General features: G+C 66.0%; 16 protein-coding genes. All 16 read right to left on the reverse strand.

The window, feature by feature from the left end:
- The 16 genes from ACAG25_RS11815 to glmS all read right to left on the reverse strand — a co-directional run bounded on the left by ACAG25_RS11815 (window position 1) and on the right by glmS (window position 21,575).
- Entirely contained in the window at window positions 1-2,112 is a 2,112-nt protein-coding gene (locus ACAG25_RS11815) for an alginate lyase family protein (protein WP_370488630.1), read from the reverse strand.
- 31 nt (window positions 2,113-2,143) lie between these two features.
- Window positions 2,144-3,856, reverse strand: a complete 1,713-nt coding sequence (locus tag ACAG25_RS11820; protein ID WP_370488631.1) for an ArnT family glycosyltransferase — start codon at window positions 3,854-3,856, stop codon at window positions 2,144-2,146.
- Window positions 3,853-5,088 carry a glycosyltransferase family 4 protein gene (locus tag ACAG25_RS11825; RefSeq protein WP_370488632.1) on the reverse strand — a complete coding sequence of 412 codons (1,236 nt, stop codon included), beginning with the start codon at window positions 5,086-5,088 and terminating at the stop codon, window positions 3,853-3,855. The genes ACAG25_RS11820 and ACAG25_RS11825 overlap by 4 nt, the downstream gene beginning before the upstream one ends.
- Window positions 5,082-6,236, reverse strand: coding sequence for a glycosyltransferase (locus ACAG25_RS11830; protein WP_370488633.1), 1,155 nt, complete (start codon window positions 6,234-6,236; stop codon window positions 5,082-5,084). Before ACAG25_RS11830 ends, ACAG25_RS11825 begins: the two co-directional genes overlap by 7 nt.
- On the reverse strand, window positions 6,233-7,240 hold the full coding sequence (locus ACAG25_RS11835) for a glycosyltransferase family 4 protein (protein WP_370488634.1): 1,008 nt from the start codon (window positions 7,238-7,240) through the stop codon (window positions 6,233-6,235). Before ACAG25_RS11835 ends, ACAG25_RS11830 begins: the two co-directional genes overlap by 4 nt.
- A gap of 67 nt (window positions 7,241-7,307) precedes the next feature.
- Window positions 7,308-8,789, reverse strand: coding sequence for an O-antigen ligase family protein (locus ACAG25_RS11840; protein ID WP_370488635.1), 1,482 nt, complete (start codon window positions 8,787-8,789; stop codon window positions 7,308-7,310).
- On the reverse strand, window positions 8,786-10,204 hold the full coding sequence (locus ACAG25_RS11845; RefSeq protein WP_370488636.1) for a hypothetical protein: 1,419 nt from the start codon (window positions 10,202-10,204) through the stop codon (window positions 8,786-8,788). The genes ACAG25_RS11840 and ACAG25_RS11845 overlap by 4 nt, the downstream gene beginning before the upstream one ends.
- A complete protein-coding gene (locus ACAG25_RS11850; RefSeq protein WP_370488637.1) occupies window positions 10,205-11,188 on the reverse strand; it encodes an NAD-dependent epimerase/dehydratase family protein in 984 nt (327 codons plus the stop codon). It abuts the gene before it with no gap.
- A 92-nt stretch (window positions 11,189-11,280) separates the two neighbouring features.
- Window positions 11,281-12,861 (reverse strand): sugar transferase, encoded by a 1,581-nt coding sequence (locus tag ACAG25_RS11855; protein WP_370488638.1) that lies wholly within the window; start codon window positions 12,859-12,861, stop codon window positions 11,281-11,283.
- A gap of 1 nt (window position 12,862) precedes the next feature.
- The gene (locus ACAG25_RS11860) at window positions 12,863-13,789 is read right to left on the reverse strand and encodes an NAD-dependent epimerase/dehydratase family protein (RefSeq protein WP_370488639.1); all 927 of its coding nucleotides are present in this window, start codon (window positions 13,787-13,789) and stop codon (window positions 12,863-12,865) included.
- Between the two features lie 528 nt (window positions 13,790-14,317).
- Complete coding sequence (locus ACAG25_RS11865; protein ID WP_370488640.1) at window positions 14,318-15,160, reverse strand: hypothetical protein; 843 nt, start codon at window positions 15,158-15,160, stop codon at window positions 14,318-14,320.
- Between the two features lie 56 nt (window positions 15,161-15,216).
- Window positions 15,217-16,662 (reverse strand): KamA family radical SAM protein, encoded by a 1,446-nt coding sequence (locus ACAG25_RS11870; protein ID WP_370488641.1) that lies wholly within the window; start codon window positions 16,660-16,662, stop codon window positions 15,217-15,219.
- The gene (locus ACAG25_RS11875) at window positions 16,659-18,047 is read right to left on the reverse strand and encodes a flavin monoamine oxidase family protein (protein WP_370488642.1); all 1,389 of its coding nucleotides are present in this window, start codon (window positions 18,045-18,047) and stop codon (window positions 16,659-16,661) included. Before ACAG25_RS11875 ends, ACAG25_RS11870 begins: the two co-directional genes overlap by 4 nt.
- Window positions 18,044-18,265, reverse strand: coding sequence for an acyl carrier protein (locus ACAG25_RS11880; RefSeq protein ID WP_370488643.1), 222 nt, complete (start codon window positions 18,263-18,265; stop codon window positions 18,044-18,046). Before ACAG25_RS11880 ends, ACAG25_RS11875 begins: the two co-directional genes overlap by 4 nt.
- A complete protein-coding gene (locus ACAG25_RS11885; protein ID WP_370488644.1) occupies window positions 18,262-19,794 on the reverse strand; it encodes an AMP-binding protein in 1,533 nt (510 codons plus the stop codon). The genes ACAG25_RS11880 and ACAG25_RS11885 overlap by 4 nt, the downstream gene beginning before the upstream one ends.
- Window positions 19,791-21,575 (reverse strand): glutamine--fructose-6-phosphate transaminase (isomerizing), encoded by a 1,785-nt coding sequence (glmS, locus tag ACAG25_RS11890; protein WP_370488645.1) that lies wholly within the window; start codon window positions 21,573-21,575, stop codon window positions 19,791-19,793. Before glmS ends, ACAG25_RS11885 begins: the two co-directional genes overlap by 4 nt.
- Window positions 21,576-21,590 lie beyond the last annotated feature (15 nt).

The raw sequence follows: 21,590 nt of genomic DNA on the forward strand, positions 1-21,590 counted from the left end.
TCAGCGAAGGAAAGAAGAATGCATGTCGAACACCGCGCCGGGCCGGCTGGTGTCGATGGTCAGGACCCTCTCCGCGCACCGCGTAACCCAGCGTGCGGTCAGGGTCGAACCGCTCCGGACGATCCCGGGCACGAGGGACTCCCCGGAAACGTCGGTATGCAGCAGTGAGATCACTGCTACCGGGGTGACCGCCCGACAGCGGACACCGACCATCCATGCCGGTGTGCGGTCCTCCAGCCGTTCCGACCACCAGCCGAGATGCGAAACATCGTCTGCTCGAACCTGTTCGACGTCGAATCCTGCCGTCGCGCCGTAGCACAGGCTCAATACGGGAGCCCCGTCGCGGGAGACGAGATGGCCGCTGGTCGTGGGCCGGGACTCGAGGTCGGGGTGGAGGGGCCAGCCGACCACGATGTCGTGCCGACCGCGGCCGCCGATGAGGTCGACGACGACCATCGTCGTCTCGTCGGGGGGCGCAATCACCCAGCGCCGGTGGCGCACAGGATCGGCGAGGCGCCGGTACCCGTCGTGCTCCGCGTCGACGACGCCGCGCTCGAGGTCCACGGCATGCACCGTGGTCCTGGCGTGCCGACGCCAGAAGAACGCGCCACCCGGAACTGACTGATCGACATCGTCGACGCACACCGTCGCGTGGACACGGGTTCCCCGGTATGCCGATCGCACAGCGGGGTTGCCGTAGAAGCTCGCGGTGCCCGGGTCCACGATCAGGTCCCGTCCGTCGTTACTGAGCGTCACGGCGAGTGCGTCGGCATGCCCGTGCGCCGCCGTCGACAGATGGCCCAGCGGGCCGACGTCCATCGTCAGTCGTCGCCCACCGTCCCGGATCACCACCAACCCACCGTCGGTGGCGTAGTGGCTCGCTGCGCCTCCGCAGACCCCGGCCGTCGTGGCGAGGTACGCGAGATCGGTACCCGTGGCCTCCGCGAACCAGGCTGCGGTGAGGGTGTTCTCGCCCAGCCGGGCTGCTGTGCCGTTGCCGGTGATCGCGGCCACGATGCCGAGGTGCTGTCGTACCGTCCGTTTCGGTTCCGGCCCCAGCCGCAGGGCGAAACTGTCGTCGTCGTCCCCGTAGCGGGGGTCCGGGTCGTACGGTCCGACCAGAGCTGCGAGGTAGTGCGCACTGCGGTCCAGCGCAGCCGGTAGCTCCGCGGCCGGTTGCACGCCGCCCAACCTCATGAGCACCACCACCGTGGCGATCAGCTCGGCAGTGAAGATCTGATACGCGATCGACTGCTCGGCCCCGGCACCGTCGGGAAGGATCAAGCGCTCTGCCTCGGTCGCCAGGATGTGCAGTGCACGGTCGAACAGCTCTGCGGGAGCGACCAATTCCGGGAACAGCAGGTGGATGACCGCCAGACCTGACATCTCGCCGATCAGATGGTTGTTCGCCGAGCTGAAGCGGGAGCGGGCCTGCCAACAGTACCGGGCGCTCGCGTCGAGCATGTGTGCCAGGCGGCGGTACCGGTCCGGGGTGATCGTCGGTGACCACCGGAGTCCTTGTAGAGCAACGGCCACCGAAGCTGCCCGTACCCCCGACTCGAAGGCGCCGCGCCAGGCGATCCCGATCCCGACCGGGTTCTGGTCGATCCAGGAGTCCAGTTGTTGCGTTGCGGTGTCGGCGTATCGCTGTTCGCCGCTCAGCAGCCACGCTTGAGCGAGTATCGGGAGGTGCTGCAGCCGATTGAGTTCCCAGATCCACTTGGGGTCGCTGGGGGCCGCCCGGTGGTCGATCCTGCTGCCCGGGACCGCAGGCCAGCGATAACCGGAGTGCGGGTCGAGGTTCCAGTCGATGGAAGTGCCCACATCGACTGGGCCATAGCCGAGGTAGGTGCGTCGGCCTGCCAGCAGTTGTTCGGCCTCGACGAGAAGCCGCTGCACCTCTTCGGGGTGCCGCGCCGCCACCCGGCGAGCGCGGTCCCGGTCGAGCAGCACTGGCCGGTTCAGGCCGTCACGGAACTGGTCGAGCAGTGATGTCCAGTCCGCACCGGCATCGACGAGCAGTTCGGCATCGGGCCGCGGACGCAGCCCGTCTCGGCCCAGCAGGGTGTCCACCGCGCGCTCGGTCCGCCAGGCCACCTCTGCCGGTGACATGCGAGCCGCACGACCGGCATACCAGGCCAGGCTAGGCATCGTCGGCCCCGTCGAAGTAGGTCGCGGAGTACACGACCGGCTCCTGCCAACGCACCGTCGACACGACCGCCAACCTGCCCAGTAGTGCAGTGCGACGGGATTCGAAGTCGGGATCGATGGATTCCTTGAAGCGCAGCGCACTGATCGGCGGGTGCGTCAGTCGGGGTGAGACGTGGATCGGCGTGCCGGCTGCGGCCGCCGCGTCGAGGACACTGACGAAGCTCCCCATGTCCTGCGGTCCACGCACGTCGAAGAAGTTCAGGTAGTCGAATCCCTGCAGGTCGGCGGCGAGTTTGATCCGGAAGTCGGACTGGATGTCTTCGAACCCGACCAGGAGGTCACCGGAGCTCAGTGTGGCGACGTATCCGTCGTTGACGCGGTCGATGTCGTTGCGTGGATTCCAGTAGAGACCCACCGATCCCAGCAGCGTACTGAGGAACATGCAGACCACGGCGACGCGCAGCCTACGCAACGGACGGGTCATCACAGCAGCGCCGTGGGCGACGAAGATGGCCACCAGTGGGAGGGTCCACAGCGAGAACTCGTCGGAGATGCCTTCCCACCAGGCGAAGAACAGCATCTGCGGAATCATCGGTAGGGCGGCAAGCAGCACCAGGTCTCTGTCCCGCAGGCCGCTCCACAGTCCGCGGATCGCCAGGACCACCACCAGCAGGAGGGTCACTACCGCAGTGACACCCACCAGTGCGGCCACCGGGGCCGAGAGATCGCGCACCAGGTAGGGGAAGGGATAGGTGGCCCGGTACGGGTAGCGCTCCTGGATCGCCTGCGCCACTTCGGGACTGCGGAACAGCACGTTGGTCGACACCAACGCCCGTGTCTCTCCTGCGGCGATGTTCACCACCGTGCCGACCCCGAGTTGCTTCTGGTCGGCTCGCGCTTCGAACGAATCGACGTAACCGACCCCGAACTGGCCGAAACCGTGTTGCTCGTCCTGCGGTAGCGATGAGTAGGCCACCGTGTACGTGACCAACGCCAACATGCACACGGCGATCGGCACCGCGACCCCGATCAGCAGCCGTCGCGTCGGGGCCGCGCCGCGCATGAGCCAGATGGCCGGTGCGATTCCCAGCACGAATACGGCGTACGCCTGATGATGGGCGATCATCATCGTGAACGCCACTGTCGCGCCCACGGCGTACCACCTCGCAGCGCCTCTGCTCTGCGTCGTGAACCCGCAGTACGTGCAGTACACGCCGAAAGTCATCAGGGCGGTTGCCGGTACGTAGACGTCGCCGGCGATCGAGTACGACCAATATCCGGCGCTGAACGCGCACAGCAGGGTGGCCCACAGTGCCGTCGGGGCCAGCCCCGCCCGGACCAGCAACCGGTAGAGGATCGCCAGACCGAGCGCGCCCCACACCGCCGAATAGCACGTCAGAAGTGTGACCGGATTGACGGGCAGGCCCACCCCGGCCAGCAGGTGGTACAACCACCGCATCGGATTCAGATACAAGTGGTGGCTGTTGATCAGGTTGCCCGACTGGGTCAGTTGGTAGGCCCACGACAACGAGTCGTCGGCATAGTTGTGGTTCTGGCTCGGCAGCAGCGCATAAAGCAGCAGCGGGCCGGCGAACATGGCGCTCTGCGTCGTTCGACCGGGCCTGCCGACGCCGCGACCCGGGACCGTGTCTTCTGCCGTGTCCGATGCCGGTGGCACGAAGAGCAGTTCACCGCCGCGGCTCATGCGACTTCCCCGCCGTGGACATGCACCTTCGACGGCGGTGAATCCTCGAGGAGCTCCTGATAGAACCGGACGAGATTACGGCTGGACACCGCCCATGACAGGTCCTCCTCGACGCGCCGCCGCCCGAATTCCCCCATCCGGTCGCGCAGCCCAGGATCCCGCAGCAAGGTGTCGATTCCTCGCGCGAAGGCCGCCGTATTGTTTCCCGGCACATACATCGCGGCTGCGCCCGCCGATACCCGCGCCTCGGCCAGCTCGAAGGACACGATCGGCCTTCCCATGGCCATGTACTCGACGACCTTGTTCATCGTGGACACGTCGTTGAGCGGGTTGACCGGGTCCGGTGACAAGCACACGTCAGCGGTCGACAGGCAGCGCTGGACGAACTCGTCGGGCACCCGCCCGGGGAACTCCACGATGTCGGAGATCCCCAGTTCCTCGCTCAGGGACACCATCTCGGGCAGCACATCACCCGAGCCCATGAAAATGCAGTGAACGTCGTTGCGGTGCAGGTCAGTTCGCAACGACCGGACCGCCCGCAAAGCGTAGTCGATCCCGTCCTGCGGACCCATCACACCCAGGTAGGCCAGAAGGTGCTTCTTGCCGCGCAGCAGCTCTGGGTCGGCCTGTTGCCGGACGAACCGGTCGAGGTCAGGTGCGCTTCGGACGACAGTGACCCGGTCGGGTGACATGCCCCCGCGGTCTACTGCCACCCGGCGATAACTCTCGTTGGTCGAGATCACCGCGTCGGCGCAGGCGAAGGTGGCGCGTTCAACCCACCGGGTCAAGCGGTGGAGAAGTCCTCCGCCACTCGCGAATCGCGACAGGAACAACTCCGGGACCAGGTCGTGGTGGTCGAAGACGAAGCGCGTCCCACCCGGCCGCAGAAGCAGTGCGACCAGGAACAGCAGATCCGGCGGATTGCACGCCTGGACCACATCGATGCGCCCCTCACGTCGGACGTGCAACGCGAGGCGCACGGTGTGCCAGAGCGCGAGGGTGTATTCGCGCAGATAACCCTTCGGTCCCCCGGTGGCCGGCCGCAGCGGGTAGCGCAGAATGCGCACGCCGTCGATCTCGATCTCCCGCTCGGTGTCCAGGCCGGCGCCGACAGGGCAGATGACGGTGACCCTGAAGCCGGCGGCCGTCAGAGCCTGGGCCTCCTGCCAGACCCGACGGTCGAAGGGGACCGACAGATTTTCCACCAGGATCAGAATGTGGCGAGTCAGCATGCGTTCGCTCCGTCCGCTCGGGTGTACTGCGCGGCGACAAGGTCCTCGATCGCGTTCTGGGCAGCCTCGACGCTGCGGTCGAGACTGAAATCGGACTCCACGCGCCGGCGCCCGGCTCGCCCCATGCGCCGGGCGGTCAATGGGTTCCCCAGCAGCTCGATGAGCCGCTGCGCCAGTCGTTCCGGGTCTTTTGACGGAACCAGGTATCCGGTCACTCCGTCGTCGAGTACTTCAACGACGCCGCCGACGGCGGTACAGACTGCGGGCCGCGCACATGCCATTGCTTCCAGCAGAGCCATCGGCAGGCATTCGGTGGTCGATGTCAGCGCGAAAACATCGATGGCACACAGTATGCGGCTGATATCGGAGCGTGCCCCCACGAAGTGCACCTGCTCCGCCAGTCCCAGGGTTCCGCGCAAACTTTCCAAGGCTGCACGACACTGACCGTCACCGACGACGAGGAACTGGGCATCCGGTACGTGGTCGACGACCAGGCGGGCCGCACGCAGGAAGGTGGCGTGGTCCTTCTCCGGTCGCAACGATCCGAGGATGCCCACCACCGGAACGCCCGCCGTCACACCCAGCTCGGCCAGCACCCTGCGGTCGGTGGCGCCGTCGAACAGCGCCGGGTCTACACCGTTGTGGATGATCCGGACCCTGTCGGCGGCGTAACCCCGCTCGTGCACCAGAAAGTGTCTTTGAACGGCCGCGACTCCGAAATACGCACTGGTCCAACGGCTCAGTGCACGGTCGATGAATCGGTGCACGACGCTGCGCGGAGTGATCTCACTGGCATTGTGCACCCACAGGATCGTGTGACCGACACCGGCGATCCGCGCGGCGATCCGTCCCAGGGTCTCGGCGTTGTACCCGGTCATCACAACGACGTCGGCACGATTTCGGCGGAAGGTGGCGACGAGCTCCCGCACGGCGCGGACAACCTGCCATTTGCGGAGATTCAGCGCTGTCGCCGGAATACCCGCCGCTTCAAGGTCGGCGAACATATTGCCCTCGCCCCCGAGACAAACCACCGACGGACGCAGGCGCGCCGGATCCAGGCGGGGCAGCAGAGTGGTCAGGTGTCGTTCGGACCCGCCTGCCTGCATGAGAGGGACGACGAAGGTCACTCTGATCGGCTGCTCGTTCATCCGCACACCTCCCGGTAGAGCATGTCGATCCGGTGCGCGACGATCTCGGTGTCGAACCGGTCGCCGACCCTGGCATAGGCCGCATCTGCGTAGCGGATGCGGCTTCCGGGATCGCGCACGACGACCTGCGCCAACGCACCGGTCAGTGCGTCCACATCGTCTGGTGGGACAAGGATTCCGGCGCCGTCACCGATCATCTCCGGCAACCCGCCCACGGCGCCGGCGATCACACACAGCCCCCGGGCCATCGCCTCGAGGACTGCCATCGGCTGCCCCTCATTGCGCGACGGCAACACGAGGACGCAGGCACCATCGAGCAGGTCGGCAACCCGGTCCTCCGGCAACCAGCCGTGCACCGTGACGGTGTCGTCCAGACACATGTCGGTCACGTACTGCCTGGCACGTTCCACCTCACCGTCGCCGGCGATCGTCAACGTCGCGGCAGGGCCGCCCGCCGTGGTGAAGCCCGGCTCGCAGACGAGCTTGGCCCACGCGTCCAGCAGCCTGAAGGTGCCCTTGTGGTCACCGATCCGGCCGAGGAATACGACCGCCACAGGGCCCTCCGAGCGCTGATCGACCTGAACTGCCGGACGGACACCGTTGGGAATGGCGAGTATTCGCGCATCAGGGGCGATGCTTCGCATCCGGTCGGCCCACAGCTGACCGAGGGCTACGAAGGCCGCGGCTCGCGACAGGGTCGCGCGGACCAGCATCTGGACCACAGCAGGTGCGTCGTCGTAGTCCTGGGGGAAACCCGATCCGTGCATGTGAATGATCACGGGGGTTCCTGTGAGGCGACTGATCCAGAAAAGTAGCGATTTGCGGAGAAAGCTGCCGCGGGTGCTGGCATGAAGGTGGACGACATCCGGACGGAAGATGGCCAGATGCACGATGAATCGGACCATCCCGACGGCGAACTCGGCGATCTTGTGCGCGACCGTGCCGTCTCGATGGGTGGCGACGTGACGGATGTTCCAGTCGCTCCACAAGGTCGTCACCTGCATGGCACGGACATAGGAGGCGATGCCGCCGCGCGTGTGCGTGCTGGTTGAAACCCACAGGGCCCGCCGTTCATTCATGTTGTCCCGTCCCCCTGTTCGTGACGCGTTCGGAGCAGCCGATCGCGACTCCCACGATGAGAAATGTGGTCGCGGTCGGGAAGTCGAAGTACCGGAGATCGACGGTCAGCCCGGTGCACAGCAGCACAGCCATGGCCATGATGGCGAGCACGACCAGCGACCGGCCGCACAGGTCCGGTTCCTCGAGGCGGCGGTACGCTCGGCGGAGATGCAGCGCGATCAACCACAGCACGCAGAGCCAGAGCGCCAGTCCGATTCCACCCAGTTCCGCCAGCACCGCCATGTCGTTGGAATGTGCGACCTCGCCATACCCACCGATCCAGGGCACCTCTTGTGACCACTGCTGGTGATGGTGGGTGTTCACTGCCGGGAATCTGCCGATTCCCCAGCCCTCCAACGGTTTCTGGCCTCTCGCCCACATCGCTGTTTCGATGTCGTTGAGCCGGGACTGGATCTCGCTTTCCGAAGCAACGCCTCCGGTTCGGCGGTCACTGCTCGTGAACGCCGACCAGTTCACCAGGACCGTGGCGACGACCAGACCGAGGACGGCGACGAACGAGGCACGGAATCCCCTGGCCAGCGCTGCGCCGAGGACGAGAACCACCAACGCGCTGAGCCACACCGCACGTGTGTAGGTGAGGTAGATCCCGATGCCGCACAGAGCGGCAATGAGCCCGGCGGACCATCTTCGCCATGCCGGTTCGACCTTCTCCCCGCACATGAACATCGCGATCGCGAAACCGAGGATCAACACCATACCGTTGACCACGGGCTGGTTGAAGATCCCTACTGCTCGGTCTTCCCACCCGGGATCGGTCACGATGTAGCGGGGCCAAACCCAACGATCCAGACCTATTCGGGGCATCACGCTGACAGCAGCGGAGTAGGCCGCCAACACCAGGACCGTCCACAGCAGCAGGCGGACGGCCCCCTGCCGGTCGAATGTGTAGCGACCGACCAGGTACAGCGCAAACGGAATCACCGTCGCCACAACGATGAAACGCGCGACCGGGAGCGGACCACCATTGGTCGGGTCCATCGCAGGATACTGATGTGGCGAGACCATCGAGTAGACGTTCCACAGCACGAACAGCGCCATCGTCACCTCGACGGCTCCGACTCCGCGCACTCGCACCGCGGTCCGGTCCAGCCACAGACCAGTGGCCACGACGAGGGTCGCGAACACCACCAACCACAACTCGACCGGCAGCTCGGCCGCCGAGGCCAACGGCATCCGCAGGAACAACGTCACGGTCATCAATGTGACCGCGAACGCGGGACTGACGAGCGCGCACATCCCGAATGCGACGGCGACCGTGCCGACGATCAACGCCGACCCCATGTCGGACGGCAGCACGCGTACGGCGAGCACAACCGCACCGGCGATCCCCGCGACGACGACGGCGGGCAGTGCTGCCGGCAGCCGACCGCCGAGGTCCGGTGGGGCGGTCGTTTCGCGCAACCCGGTCGTCATTGCCGGTCCGCGAGGCTCAAGGGGTCGGCGATCTCCCCGAGACGTTGCGCCAGCGCGGGTGGTGCTCCGTGGTTGGCGCGCTTCCTCGCGTCGACGAGGACGATTCCGAGCAACTCGGCGTGGTCTTTGGTGAGGGCTTCCACCGCCGCGGTGACATCACCGGCTCGGGTCACCCGTTTCCCGACCACGAGAATGGTGGAATCGGCTGAGGCACAGAGCGGATGCGCGTCTATCGAGTCTGCGATCGACGGTGCCACCACGATGACCGTGTCGGCGGTCATCCTGAGTTCGTCGAGGACCGCGTCGATGCGCTCCCGGCTCATCAGCGGGTAACGATCTGCGACGGTGGGACCCGCGGGCATGATCTTCAGCGACTCGACCGCAGATTCGGTGAGCGCGGTGTCGACCAGGCTGTGGTCGCTGAGCACCGTGTTGAAGCCGGGCTGGCTCGACGGAGTCCTGTTGTAGTTGTTGGCGTAGACCAGCACCGTTCGACGCTGCTGCTGGGCCGACAACCTGGCCAGGTCTTCGGCGACGTCCTGGGCTCCCCGTGATCCAGCGCAGTCGGTCAGGGCGACCACCGTCGAGGCCGATTGCTGCTGCAGGTTGATGAAGTTCGCCAGCATCCGTAGCCGGTCTTCTCGGAGGCGGTTGCCGCGGATCGAGCCCGGCTTGGGGAGGTCGGCCAGCGGCTCGATTCCGGTCCGGTGGACAAGGTCCGCGGAATTCACCAATCGCGTGGACACTGCCGCGAGCCCGAGCGCCGCGAGCACCCCCAGGAACAGGCCACCCAACGCAGCGGTCGCGATCTGGACGGCGAACTGTGGTTCCATCTTCGTCACGCCGGCACGCAGTTGCAGGTCCCGCAGCTGGTCGCTCGCGTCCGCGCGCAGGTCCTCCAGGCGCTCCTGCAGAACCGGGACCAAGGGGTTCATGCTGCCGTCCGGTTCACGCTGGGCTTTGAGTGTCTCCAGTTGTCGCTCCGCGCCACTGATCTCCCGGGCGAATCCGACGGTGCGCACCGAGTTGATGTCGTCCCGGAAGGCCGCAGCCATCTGTTGTGCGGAGACCTGTGCGATCTCGGGATCCTCGGCGGTCGCCTCGATGGTGAGAATGGGACTGGCCGCCACGGTGCGAGCTTCGAACCCAACGCCGTCGGGGACCTTGATGCGTTGTCGCAACCTGCCGATGGTGACCGGTTCGTTGAACAGCGTCGAATACCCGACCGCCATGGTGGCGTCCTGCTCGGGCGTGCGCTCCGGCGAGGACTGCACCAACAACGACCGGCCCACGTATGTGGCATCGGCGTCTGACGCGTGCACCGCCGCGACGGCGACCGTGAATGCGGCGACCAGCCCCACCACCCACCAGCGACGCCGGATCTGCTCGAGGTGTCGGCCCATCTGGGAGTTCATCTACGACCCGGCCAATGCACTCGGCTCCGGCTGCAGGACACCGCGCAACCAATGCAACGTGTTCTTGATGCCGTGTTCGACGTCTGCCGACGGAGTCCACTCGAGCAAGTTCCGAGCCTTGCTGATGTCCAACGAAATCGCCTGCACCTCACCGGTTCGGGCGGGCGAATAGCGTGGTGGAGGTGCGCCGCCCAGGGCCTCGGCGATCAGTCGGTGGACTTCACTGGTGGTCGTCTGCGTAGCGGTCCCGACGTTGTAGATACCCGGTGCCACGACGTTCGACGTACCGGCGCGTACGAAAGCCTCGACCACGTCGTCGACATATACGTAGTCACGACTGGCTGTCCCGTCGCCGTACACCGTCACCGGTAGACCGGTGAGCATTCTGCTGCAGAATATGGCGATCACGCCGGCTTCGCCGTGCGGGTTCTGACGCGGTCCGTACACGTTGGCCAGCCCAAGGCTGATGGGCAGCATGCCGTACATGTCGCCGTACGTGTTCAGATACACCTCGCCGGCGTATTTTGCTGCGGCGTAGGGCGACAGCGGGTTCGGCGCGGTGGTCTCTGCGACCGGAAGCCGGGTCGGCGCCCCATACCGAGAGCCGCCCGAAGCCGCGTAGACGACCTTTCGCACCCCGGACTTACGGCAGGCCTCGAGAACATTGATGGTGCCCAGCACATTGCAGCTCGCGTCGTGGGCGGGGTCGGTGACCGAAGCACGCAGATCGACCTGCGCGGCCAAGTGAAAAACAACATCCGGATGTGCGGCCGCGACGACGTCGTCGAGCGCCGATGCGCGTACGTCGACCCGCTCGAAAACGAATCTTCTGGTGGGACCGTGGCGTTTTCGGGCATGTTCGATGTTCGTGATCAGGCCGGTGCTCAGATTGTCTATCCCGACCACCCTGTGCCCTTCGAGCAGGAGCCGGTCGACCAATGTCGATCCGATGAATCCGGCTGCTCCGGTGACGAGTGCCTTCATGTCGATCTCACCATCTCTCAATACTTTTCGGTGCAGCCCCGGCAAACTCCGCTGACTCCAGCTGTTGCAGTGCAAACGGCACTGCCTCCCCCTCAGTACGCACCCCTGCGCTCCAATACCGCACGCAGTGTCTTGGCGACGATGGCCAAGTCGCCGACCATCGACCAGTTGTCGACATAGGCCAGGTCCAGTCGGACGGACTTGTCCCACGACAGATCCGAACGACCACTGATCTGCCACAGCCCGGTGATTCCCGGTTTGACCAGGAGACGGCGTGACACATCGCGGTCATAGGCTTCGACCTCGCGGCGCAGCGGCGGCCGGGGCCCGACGACGCTCATCTCTTGCCGCAGGACATTGATGAACTGTGGCAGTTCGTCGATGCTGAATCGGCGCAGCAACCGGCCCACCGGCGTGATCCGCGGATCATCGCGAATCTTGAACAGGACCCCGTCGGATTCGTTCCTCGCCAGCAGGCTCTCGAACTGCTGATCCGCGTCGGCGACCATGCTGCGCAACTTGAGCATCATGAACGGCTTGCCGTCGAGACCGATCCGCTCCGCCCGGTAGAACACCGGCCCCTTGGTGGTCAGCTTGATCAGCAACGCCGAGATGAGCAGGATGGGCGCGGTCGCCATCAGCGCGCAGGCGGCGAAGCCGAAGTCGAAGGCTCGCTTCTGGAAACGTTCTGTCCCGCGATACTGCGGCTTTTCCACCTGGACCAGTGGGATCCCCGATATCGGCCGCAAGACCAGCCGGGACGGTGCGACGTCCACCACGCCGGGTGACACCATCAGATCGACGCCCATCGGTTCGAGGTCCCAGATCAAGGTGCGCAATTGCTGCACGCTGAGATGCCCGGTGCCGGCCAGCGCGACGGTGTCGGCGCCGTAGTCACAGATCGCCCGCAGGGCACCGACTTCGTCGCCGATGATCGGTATCGGCTGATCCGCCACGGTCAGATACTCATCCCGAGCTGCCTGTGCCCCGGGCAGATAGATCCCCACCACGTGGTAACCGCTGGACGGGTCACTCATCAGCTCGACGGCCAGATACGTTGCTGCTGAGGAATCCCCGACGGCCAGGACCGCGGTTCGATATCGGCCGGCCACCCGCTGGGCCGCCACGAATCGCCTGTTGCACCACCGCCCTGCCAGCAGACCGATCGTGCCGACCGGGAGCGCCACCGCCAGGTATCCGCGTGAGATCTCGAGTTTGACCAGGAGCTCGGCGATCGCGAGAGCACCGAAGGTCGACAGCGACGCCACCACCACCCGCCGGTATTCCTCCACGCCGGCGCCGATGACCCTGACCGACCTCGTGCGCAGGGCCGCCAGCGCAATCAGCCAGCACACCGCGATGAGGCCCGATGATGCTGCGAGGTAGAGACTCTCGCGTCCCGATGTCTGCGGAACCGCGCCGAAGCGAACCTGGTGGGCGAGTATCACCGCTGACACCACCAGAGCACTGTCTGTGAGAGCCAGACGGGTGGCGTACCGCTGCTGCCAACGGAGCCGGGCGACGACCGCCTGTGGTCTGGTGTCCACGGCCGGCTGGACCTCGGTCGCTGACGCGCGTGCTGTCGCCCGGACCGGCACAACCCTGTTGGGCAGCCAGACCGATCCGATCGCACGGCGACTCCGGTTGCGGGTGACCAACTGCGAGGACGCCATCTCAGCCCGCCATCTCGACACCGCGCCGCTCACGCAGCCAGTCGGTTGTGCGTGTCAGACCTTCGAGCAACCCGACCCGGGGCGCCCAACCCGGCAGCGGGTCCGGTACGTCAGGTGAAGTCGGGAGCGGCGCCGTGTCAGTGTTCTGAAGCGGGTTGCGGCACGACTGCGGTCCTGGGTGGACCACAGCCGCCACGAGTTCGTACAGTGTGGCCGGTGGCACGCGGTCACCGGTACTGACGCGGTAGGTCATCGTGGTCAGTCCGTCGTGAAATCCTGCGTATATCAACGCGTCCACCGCGTCGTCGATGTAGACGAACTCGCGCGGACGCTCGACATCGTCAGGTACGACGTAGGGATGGCCCACCACCATGGAAGCGACCAGGGCGGCCACGAAGTCATCTGCGCCGGAACATATCTCGCGGGGCCCGTAAACCGTGGCCAGCGCGAGACTGATCGACTGGATGCCGTACCGTGCCGCCAAGGCGCTCAGGTACAGCTCGCCGGCCCGCTTGGCCGCCGCATGCGGTGTGTCGAGCACATCGTATGCGTCCAACGTCGTGGCGTAGACGATCTTGGGCACACCGGCGCGACGGCAGGCCTCACACAGGTTCACCGTACCGAGAACGTTGTTGCGGGCGTCCAGAACCGGATCCTCGATCGAACTCCGGCTGTCTGTGCGTGCAGCGAGGTGGAATACGACCCCCGGGTTGGCGCCGGCGAGCACGCCGGACAGCTCGGGCGCCTGGGTGTCGAGAGCGATCAGACGCAATCGTTCCTGTGCGGAGTCCGCGTGTGCTGTGGCGCCGCCGACGGCGTTGCAGTTGTGCCGGTTGTCGATGGCAACCACGTCGTGGCCCTGCGACAGCAGACGGCCGACAAGTGCGGATCCCACGAAGCCCGCGGCTCCGGTGACTACAGTACGCATGACCGCAGCGCCTCTCGGCGGATCTTGTTGTCCCACAGTGACAGCCACTTCTGGATGTCGCGGTCAGCTAACTCATCGAGCACCCTTCAACTATCGGTTCCCGGGGCTCCGTCGTACATGGGCCGTCGGATCGATCTTCGGATGAATCCCAGATCTAGTTCCGGGGCCAGAGGACGGGCAACTTCAGTTGTCCGACATGGATACCCGCGCGCTTTGTCTCTGAGTGCCCCGGGGGCAGCGGCGTCGACAGGTAGGTTCGGCGCCCGTCGGGTACATCTCCGGATCTACATCCACGGCCCGCGTCGGCACGGTGACCCATGATCGGCGGTCACTTCACTGCAAAAACAATCGGTGGCAACCGGCAACTCGCGATCTCAGTCCGATCGCCGAGACACCGGGCGGTCCTGGGGTATCCGTGAACGCAGTCGCATCCAGAGCACAGCGGTCGCAGTCAGCAAGGTCACCGGGACTGCTGCGGTCAGGATGAGCGCGCCTGCCATGGCGACGACCAGTGTCTGCATCATCGCATCACCATGGCACCGTCACCAGTTCACTGTAGAGATAGTCGATCTGATGTTCGGCGAGGCTGTCGCTGCGGTACATCTTGCGTCTGTCGCGGAGTCGGAAACACCATGACGGCACATCCGACCGATCTCCGAGGATGCGGATCTCGATCAACGTCGCGATCAGTCCGCGGCGTAGCAACAGATGTCGCGTAAGCGCCCGTAGGCAGCGTCGAAACACGAGAGGATCGCTGACGTACAGGATCATCGCGTAGCCCGTTCCCACCGCGTGGCGGAACTCGCGATACATCACGTGACACGTTGCGCCGTCGTGCGCCAAGACGAGTTGGCGGGCGGCGAGGGCGCATACATGATCGCGGTAGATCTGCCGCTGCGAACCGACGAGAGTCCGCTCCACGACCCGCGGTTCGGTGATGACATCGAACCGTCCGGGAAGACTCGGCCACGGTAGGTTGGGCAAGAGCGCGGCGGTGGTGTCGAGATGGGAGAACCCCATCCAGGACAGGACTTCCTGCGGACCCGGGTTCGGGGAAAGGACGGTGAAGTGATTGCCCTCCTGCGCCAAGAGCGCATTGAGCAACGCCATGCTCCTGGAGCGGTAGGCCGGCAGCACACACCAGGTGCCGATGTTGCAGATCTGCACCGCACGTCCGTCTATCATCCGCTCGGAGTAGAGGGCCAACAGCGCACCGACGACGCGTTCTCCGTCCCTGAGCATGAACCCGTTGTTGGGACGTCGCACCTGCCAGGATCCGCCGGCGCACGCACGCATCCACGGCACCCGACCGTCGTGGTGGTCGTGCAGGAACTCGGCGACTGCTCGCACATCCTCGTCGGTGATCGGCACAGGGACCAGACCGCGACCGACCTGTCGGGGTCGCTGGGCTCTTCGGTCTGCGGCGTTCACGCCGTTCCAGTCGTCCCTGCGCACGCTTCGTGCGGATTCAGTGGTGCGCCGTCGGAGTTCTTGCGCCACCACGCCTGTCCGAGCATCGGAAGTGTGTCGATCGGATCGAAGTAGGGGTAGAGCCGACGCAACGCATCCGGGTCCCCGATCTCCAAGCCGGTACGGTAATTCTTGCTCCAGTAGGATATCCCGAGGTTCTGGTCATACCGCACGACCTGGTGGACCCAGCGCTTTCCGACGTAGGGCACGTCACATACCAGGCGAGGGGTGGCGAATCCCGGCAGATAACCCATGATCGCCAACTGCAGCTGCTGCGCCTGCGCCAGCGACGTCCGCCAGTGTTCGGCGTTGGGGATCATGTCGCACATGTAGAAGTAGTAGGGCAAGATGCCCGCCTCCCCCTGCAGCGCGAAGCACAGATCGAGCAAGTCCTTGGTGGTCGCGTTGACCCCGCGCATCAGGACACCCTGGTTACGGATGTCGCGAATCCCGGCATCGAGGAGGGCACGGGCGGCGCCGGCGACAAGCGGCGTCACCGTTTGCACATGGTTGACGTGAGTGTGCACCGCGAGGTTGACCCCGCGCGTCGCCGCCAGCTGCGCCACGCGCGCGAGACCGTCGAGCACCTTGTGCTGCAGCCAGTGCTGCGGCAAGGCCGCGACCGCCTTGCTCGCCAGTCGGATATCGCGGATCGTATCGATCTCCAGCAGCTGCAGCACAAAGCTTTCCAGCCTCGGCCACGGGACGTTGCCGACGTCGCCCCCGGAGACCACGACGTCCCGTACCGTCGGGGTGCTACGCAGATACTCCAGCATCCGTTCGTGCCGGTGGGCCGGCTGCAAGGTCATTCTCGCCTTGGTGACCGTCGGAGTCGAGTTGCCGATCAGGTCCATGCGTGTGCAGTGACCGCAGTACTGCGGGCAGGTCGACAACAACTCCGCGAGAACCTTGGTCGGGTAACGGTGGGTCAGTCCCTCGACCACCCACATGTCGCTCTCGTGCAGCGAATCCCGTTCGGCGTACGGGTGCGAGCACCACTCTGCGTGACGGTCGCTGAGCACCGGCAGCATGTACCGGCGGATCGGATCGGCATAGAAGGCGTCGGTGAACCCGACGTGGCCGCGTACCGGGTCGGGGACCATCGTGTTGATCACCTGCGGGGGCAACAGCATCGACATCGTCGCGCGCTGCTGCTGGTCGGCAGCGAGGTCATCGTAGAACCGATCATCGACCAGATCGCCGAGTACCGCGCGCAACTCCCTGATGTTCTTCACCGAATGCGCCCGCTGCCACTGCGCATCGTGCCACTGGTCGTCGGTCACCCCGGCCCAGCCGGGAAAGCGTCGCCAATCCGGCTCGGTGAGCAGTCTGCGCCGGTAGGTATATGGCTGGTCGATGACCGCGGTGAACCCGCCGACCCCGGATTCTGCGAGCGTCGTCATGGCGCCAGGACCTTCCCTGCACGAGTCGCGTCGTCGGCGACCTCCGTCAACTCCGCCGCAACTCGGCGGCCCGACCTGATGGCACCTTCCATCAACCCGAAGTACTCCAGGCTGGTTTCGGTGCCGGCCCAGTGCACCCGTCCGTGCGGCCGGGTCAACGTCGGTCCCAGCCGCAGCCAGTCCCCCGGGCCGAAAAGCGCCGCGTAGCACCCCCGGCTGTACTTCTCGGTCAACCAGTCGGTGACCGTGCATTGGGCGGGTACCGGGAGGAGCGGAAAGAGCCTGTGCGCATGGCTGAGCGCTGCGGTCTTCTTGTCGGCTGTGGACAGGCGCGAGAATTCGGTGGCGGCGGCGCCGGTGACGAATCCGGTGAGTATTCCGGCGGATTCGTCGGGAGGTGAATCATCGACGGTCGACAGCAGTGGTCCACCGGTGCTGACCGACCAACCGGACAATCCATGATCGCGCCACAGAGGTGCGGAGTAACCGAGGTGAACTTTGACGGCGCAACCACGCCCCGTGGCCGTGGTGGCGCGCGGGAACTGCAACCGTGGGCGAAAGTCGATCCGTTGCGCCAGCTGCGGAGGGATCGCGACGACGACCCGGTCGGCTCGGTGGACCGACCAGGATCCGTCGGTGTCGGAGACGCAGTGCACCGAGACCCCGTCGACATCCTGGTCGATCGCACGGACCGGTTCCTGCAGGCGCACCCGGTCACCGAGACCGGCCGCCATCGCTTCACAGATTCGATGGGCCCCACCTTCGATGCGCCAGTGCTGCGCACCACCTTCGAAGGCGTTGAGATACCGGATACCGCCGCCGGACCGGAGGTAGAACGCCATGTGCAACACCGAGATCGCGGACGGATCCGCCGCCATCATCTCTCCGAGGAACAGCGGGAAGAATGTCGCGGCGTCCGGGCGCCCGACCGTATCGGTCAACCAGCGCGCGGCCGACAGGCGGTCGAGTCGGTCGGCTCCGGCTGTCTGCCAGGGAGCTTCGGGGCGCACCTGTTCGACGAGTTCTTCGAGCACGTCGAACAGCTCGCCGAGCGCGATGGGATCGAGCGGCGGCACTCTGCTCGGTGTCCTGGTGTGCTCGTCGGCGATCAGGAAGGTGCTGTCACCCCGCATCGCGGTGGACGTCAGTGACATGCCGTACCGGCCGACCAGCCTGAGCAACTCGGTGTGTCGGGTACCCAGGTAAGCCGCTCCGGCGTCGCCCACGGCCTGTCCGGCCACCCGCAGCCCGTGGACACGGCCCCCGACACGATCCCGCGCCTCGAGGACCACCACATCGGCACCGCTCTGCGTGAGCTCGGCAGCTGCCGTCAGTCCCGCCAGACCGGCGCCGACGACGATGACCCGCAGATTGTCCCGTCTCATGGCGTCACGGCCGCAGCGAGGCCGAACAGACCCGTCGGTGTCGGATAGTCGACGATGTCGTCATAGGTCAGTTCGACACCGAGGTCACGGGCGATGGCACTGAGTACCCGTGTCGCCAGCAGTGAGTCCCCACCGAGGTCGAAGAAGTCCGAGTGTTCGTCTACTTCGGGGATTTTCAGGACCCGTCGGAAGATGCTGACGATGTGTTCGGCGCTCATAAGGCCACTCCTTTGTCGTTGCCGGTGGATGCTGACCGGCGCACGGCCGCACGGTCGACTTTTCCGCTCGAGGTGTAGGTCAGTGCCTCGACGAAACGGATCCGGGTGGGGACGAACTGCGCAGGCAGGCGCTCGGCGAGGTATCGCCTGAGTTCTCTGCTGCTGGTACCGGGAGCCGCCACGACGTACGCCGTGAGCACTGTGCCGACCGGCATCGGTTCGCCCACGACCACCGCGCCGGTGACTGCCGGGTGGGCCGTCAGTTGCATCTCCACCTCGGCGGGATGCACCCGCACGCCCCGCACCTTGACCTGTTCGTCGGTGCGGCCCCGCGCATAAAGCAGGCCCCGCTCGTCGCGGTGGACGAGATCGCCGGTGCAGAACCACCGTCGGGCTCCATTGCCGTCGTCGAGGAGGGGGAACGCAGACGCAGTCAGGTCCGGCGCTCCGAGGTACCCCGTCGCCAGGCCCGGCCCCGAGATCAAGAGCTCACCGTCGTCGGTGATGTGGTCTCGTACATGAGGCAACGGACGGCCGATCGGCGCTTCGATGAAGTTCTCGGTCGGGGGGTCGGCGTCGGGACCGCTCAGGCGGGCCGCGTGCGTGATCATCGTCGTCTCGGTGCAGCCGTAGGTGTTCAACAATCCGATGTGACCGGTACCAGATCCGCGCCACTGTCTCAGGCGCGTCGGGTCGACGCGCTCGCCCCCGATGATGACCAGTCGGACACCGGCGGGAAGTCTTTGCTGCTCGTCGGCGAGGAAGAGAACGAGTTCGTGCCAGAAGGCGGTCGGAAGGTCCAGCACGGTGATCTGTTGCTCGTCGAGCATGCGCAGAAACGCGGGGAACGACCCCGAATACGCACGATCGTCGAAAACCACTGCTGCACCGCAGATCAACGCCGGCAGCATCTCCTCGAGGCAGGTGTCCCAGGCCAGAGAGGCGAATTGCAGAACCCGGTCCTGGGGAGTCAGTCCGAACAAGTCGCGTAGCGCTCGCACCGTGACCGTGACCGCGTTGCGTGAGACCACCACCGGCTTCGGGCTGCCGGTCGAGCCGGAGGTGCAGAGCACATACGCGGCCTCGGTTCCGCGCCATCGCGCGACCGGGAGCGCGTCGACCGTCCGGTCCCGCGGCGTCGACTCGGCAGCGACGAGTCGGTCGACCCCCAGGGCCGCGGCAACGCTCTGGCGGCGTGCCGCCCCCGATGCGGCGTCCACCGGACAATAGGTCGCGCCGGCCTGCAGCATCCCGAGCAGATGTTCGACGGCGGCAGGATCGTGCGACACCAACACACCGATCCGGCCGGCGACGTTCTTGGCGTCTGCGAGTTCTCCGCTCTGACACCGCGCTGCAGTGTTCCGGACCCGCGAGGCAAGGCCGCGGTAGGTGATCTCGATTTCGTTGTGCACCAGGGCTGGACGGTCCGGCCAGCGGTGGGCCGCCACCCGGAAGTCTTCGGATACATCGTCGGCACGGATGTCAACCGTGCGGTCGGAGTCGGTGACCCATCGTCTGGGGCGGCTCATTCGACCGTCACCGACTTGGCCAGATTGCGGGGCTTGTCGACGTCGCGTCCCAACGCGACCGCCAGTGTGCGGGCGAGCAATTGCAGCGGGATGGTCGCTGCGACCGGACCCCAGGGGTCGATCGCCTCGTCGAGGACCGGGAGGCAACTGCCGGCCGATCCGATGGTGACCACCCGGCCGCCGCGAGCGGCGACCTCGGCGACGCTGCTGGCCAGTTTCGGATCCCCGTTGTCGACGACGATCACCGGTGTACCTGTCGAGACCAACGCCAAGGGACCGTGTTTGAGCTCGCCGGCAGGACAGTGCTCGGCCCACCGGTAGGTCAGCTCCTTCAGTTTCAGCGCACCTTCTGCGGCATACGGGACGCCTGATCCGCGCGAGATGAAGATGAACCCGTCGGCCCGCGCCAACTCGTCGACGAGCGGTGGGATCATCAAGCGGGCGAGGGCATTGGCGGCGGCCAACTGGTCAGGTACTCTCCGGAGACGTTCGACCAGGCCCACCGCGACCGTCCCGGATATCCGTTCCATCGCCACCAGAGCCGAGATCACCACCGCGACACCGGAGATCACTTGGCAGACAAAGGTCTTGGTTGCCGCCACGCCGATCTCGGGACCGGCCGAACAGTTCACCACGGCGTCCACCGACCGCGCCAGCGTCGAATGGATGTTGTTGGTGAGAGCGAGGATCGGCGATTCAGACAGCGCCGGCGCCTCGATGGCCCGCAACAGATCTGCGGTCTCGCCGGACTGACTGATGGCGATGCACAGTTGCGCTCTGTCGGCGACGTCCGAACTCGCTTCACTGGCGACGGTGGCTGCAACCGGAACCCCGCCGACCGAACGGGCCACATGGGCGATCACGTTGCCGGCGTTGAGCGACGTGCCGCAGCCCGCGATCCGGAGGCGCTCGAACCCGGGCAGACCCAGTCGAGACCAGAGTTTCCCGTTCGCGATGTCCGGCGCCAGACCCTCGATGAGCAGAGCCGCCGTCGCGGGCTGTTCGTCGATCTCCTTGGCCATGTAGTCGGCGTGATCGTGGAGTTGGACGTCAGCGCTGCTCCACGCGCATCGATTCAGCGCCGGCGGCGCGGCGACCACACCGCCGCGGCACCACCTGCCGGTCTCGAGTTCCACGAGATCGCCGTCGTCGAGTATCCGGAACTCGTCGGCCCAGTCGGTGATGGCTGCGATGTCGCTGGCGGCGAAAACGCCGTGGCCGGTCTGAGCCACCAGTAGCGGTGATCCGTTGGCCGCGACGACGATCCGCCCGGACTTCTCCTCCATGACCGCGACAGCCCATGATCCCTGAACTCTGGCGAGCGCTTTCTGCATGGCCGGCAGCAGGTCGGCTTCGACGATCAGCTCGTCCTCGACGAGGTGACACAGCACCTCGCTGTCCACGGCGGTCTCGAATGTGTGACCGGCACCGATGAGTTCGGTGCGTAGGCGTTGCGCGTTCTCGATGATGCCGTTGTGGACAACACTGACCCGACCCGAACAGTCGCGGTGTGGGTGCGCGTTCTCCGTGGTCACCGAACCGTGTGTGGCCCAACGGGTATGACCGATTCCCGCGCCACCCAAGGGCGGGCCCGCCCAATCGATGAGCAGGCCGTCGAGATCATCGATCCGGCCGACGGTCCTCAATCGGACGGTGTCGCCGTCCACGGTCCGCACAGCGACGCCCACCGAGTCGTATCCGCGGTACTCCAGCCGCCGCAAACCGGCACGCAGGTACTCCGTTGCCGGCCGGTGTGTCCGACACGCAATGATTCCGCACATCACCGAACTCCTTCG

This window comes from Mycobacterium sp. pV006, assembly GCF_041287115.1.
GTDB lineage: Bacteria > Actinomycetota > Actinomycetes > Mycobacteriales > Mycobacteriaceae > Mycobacterium.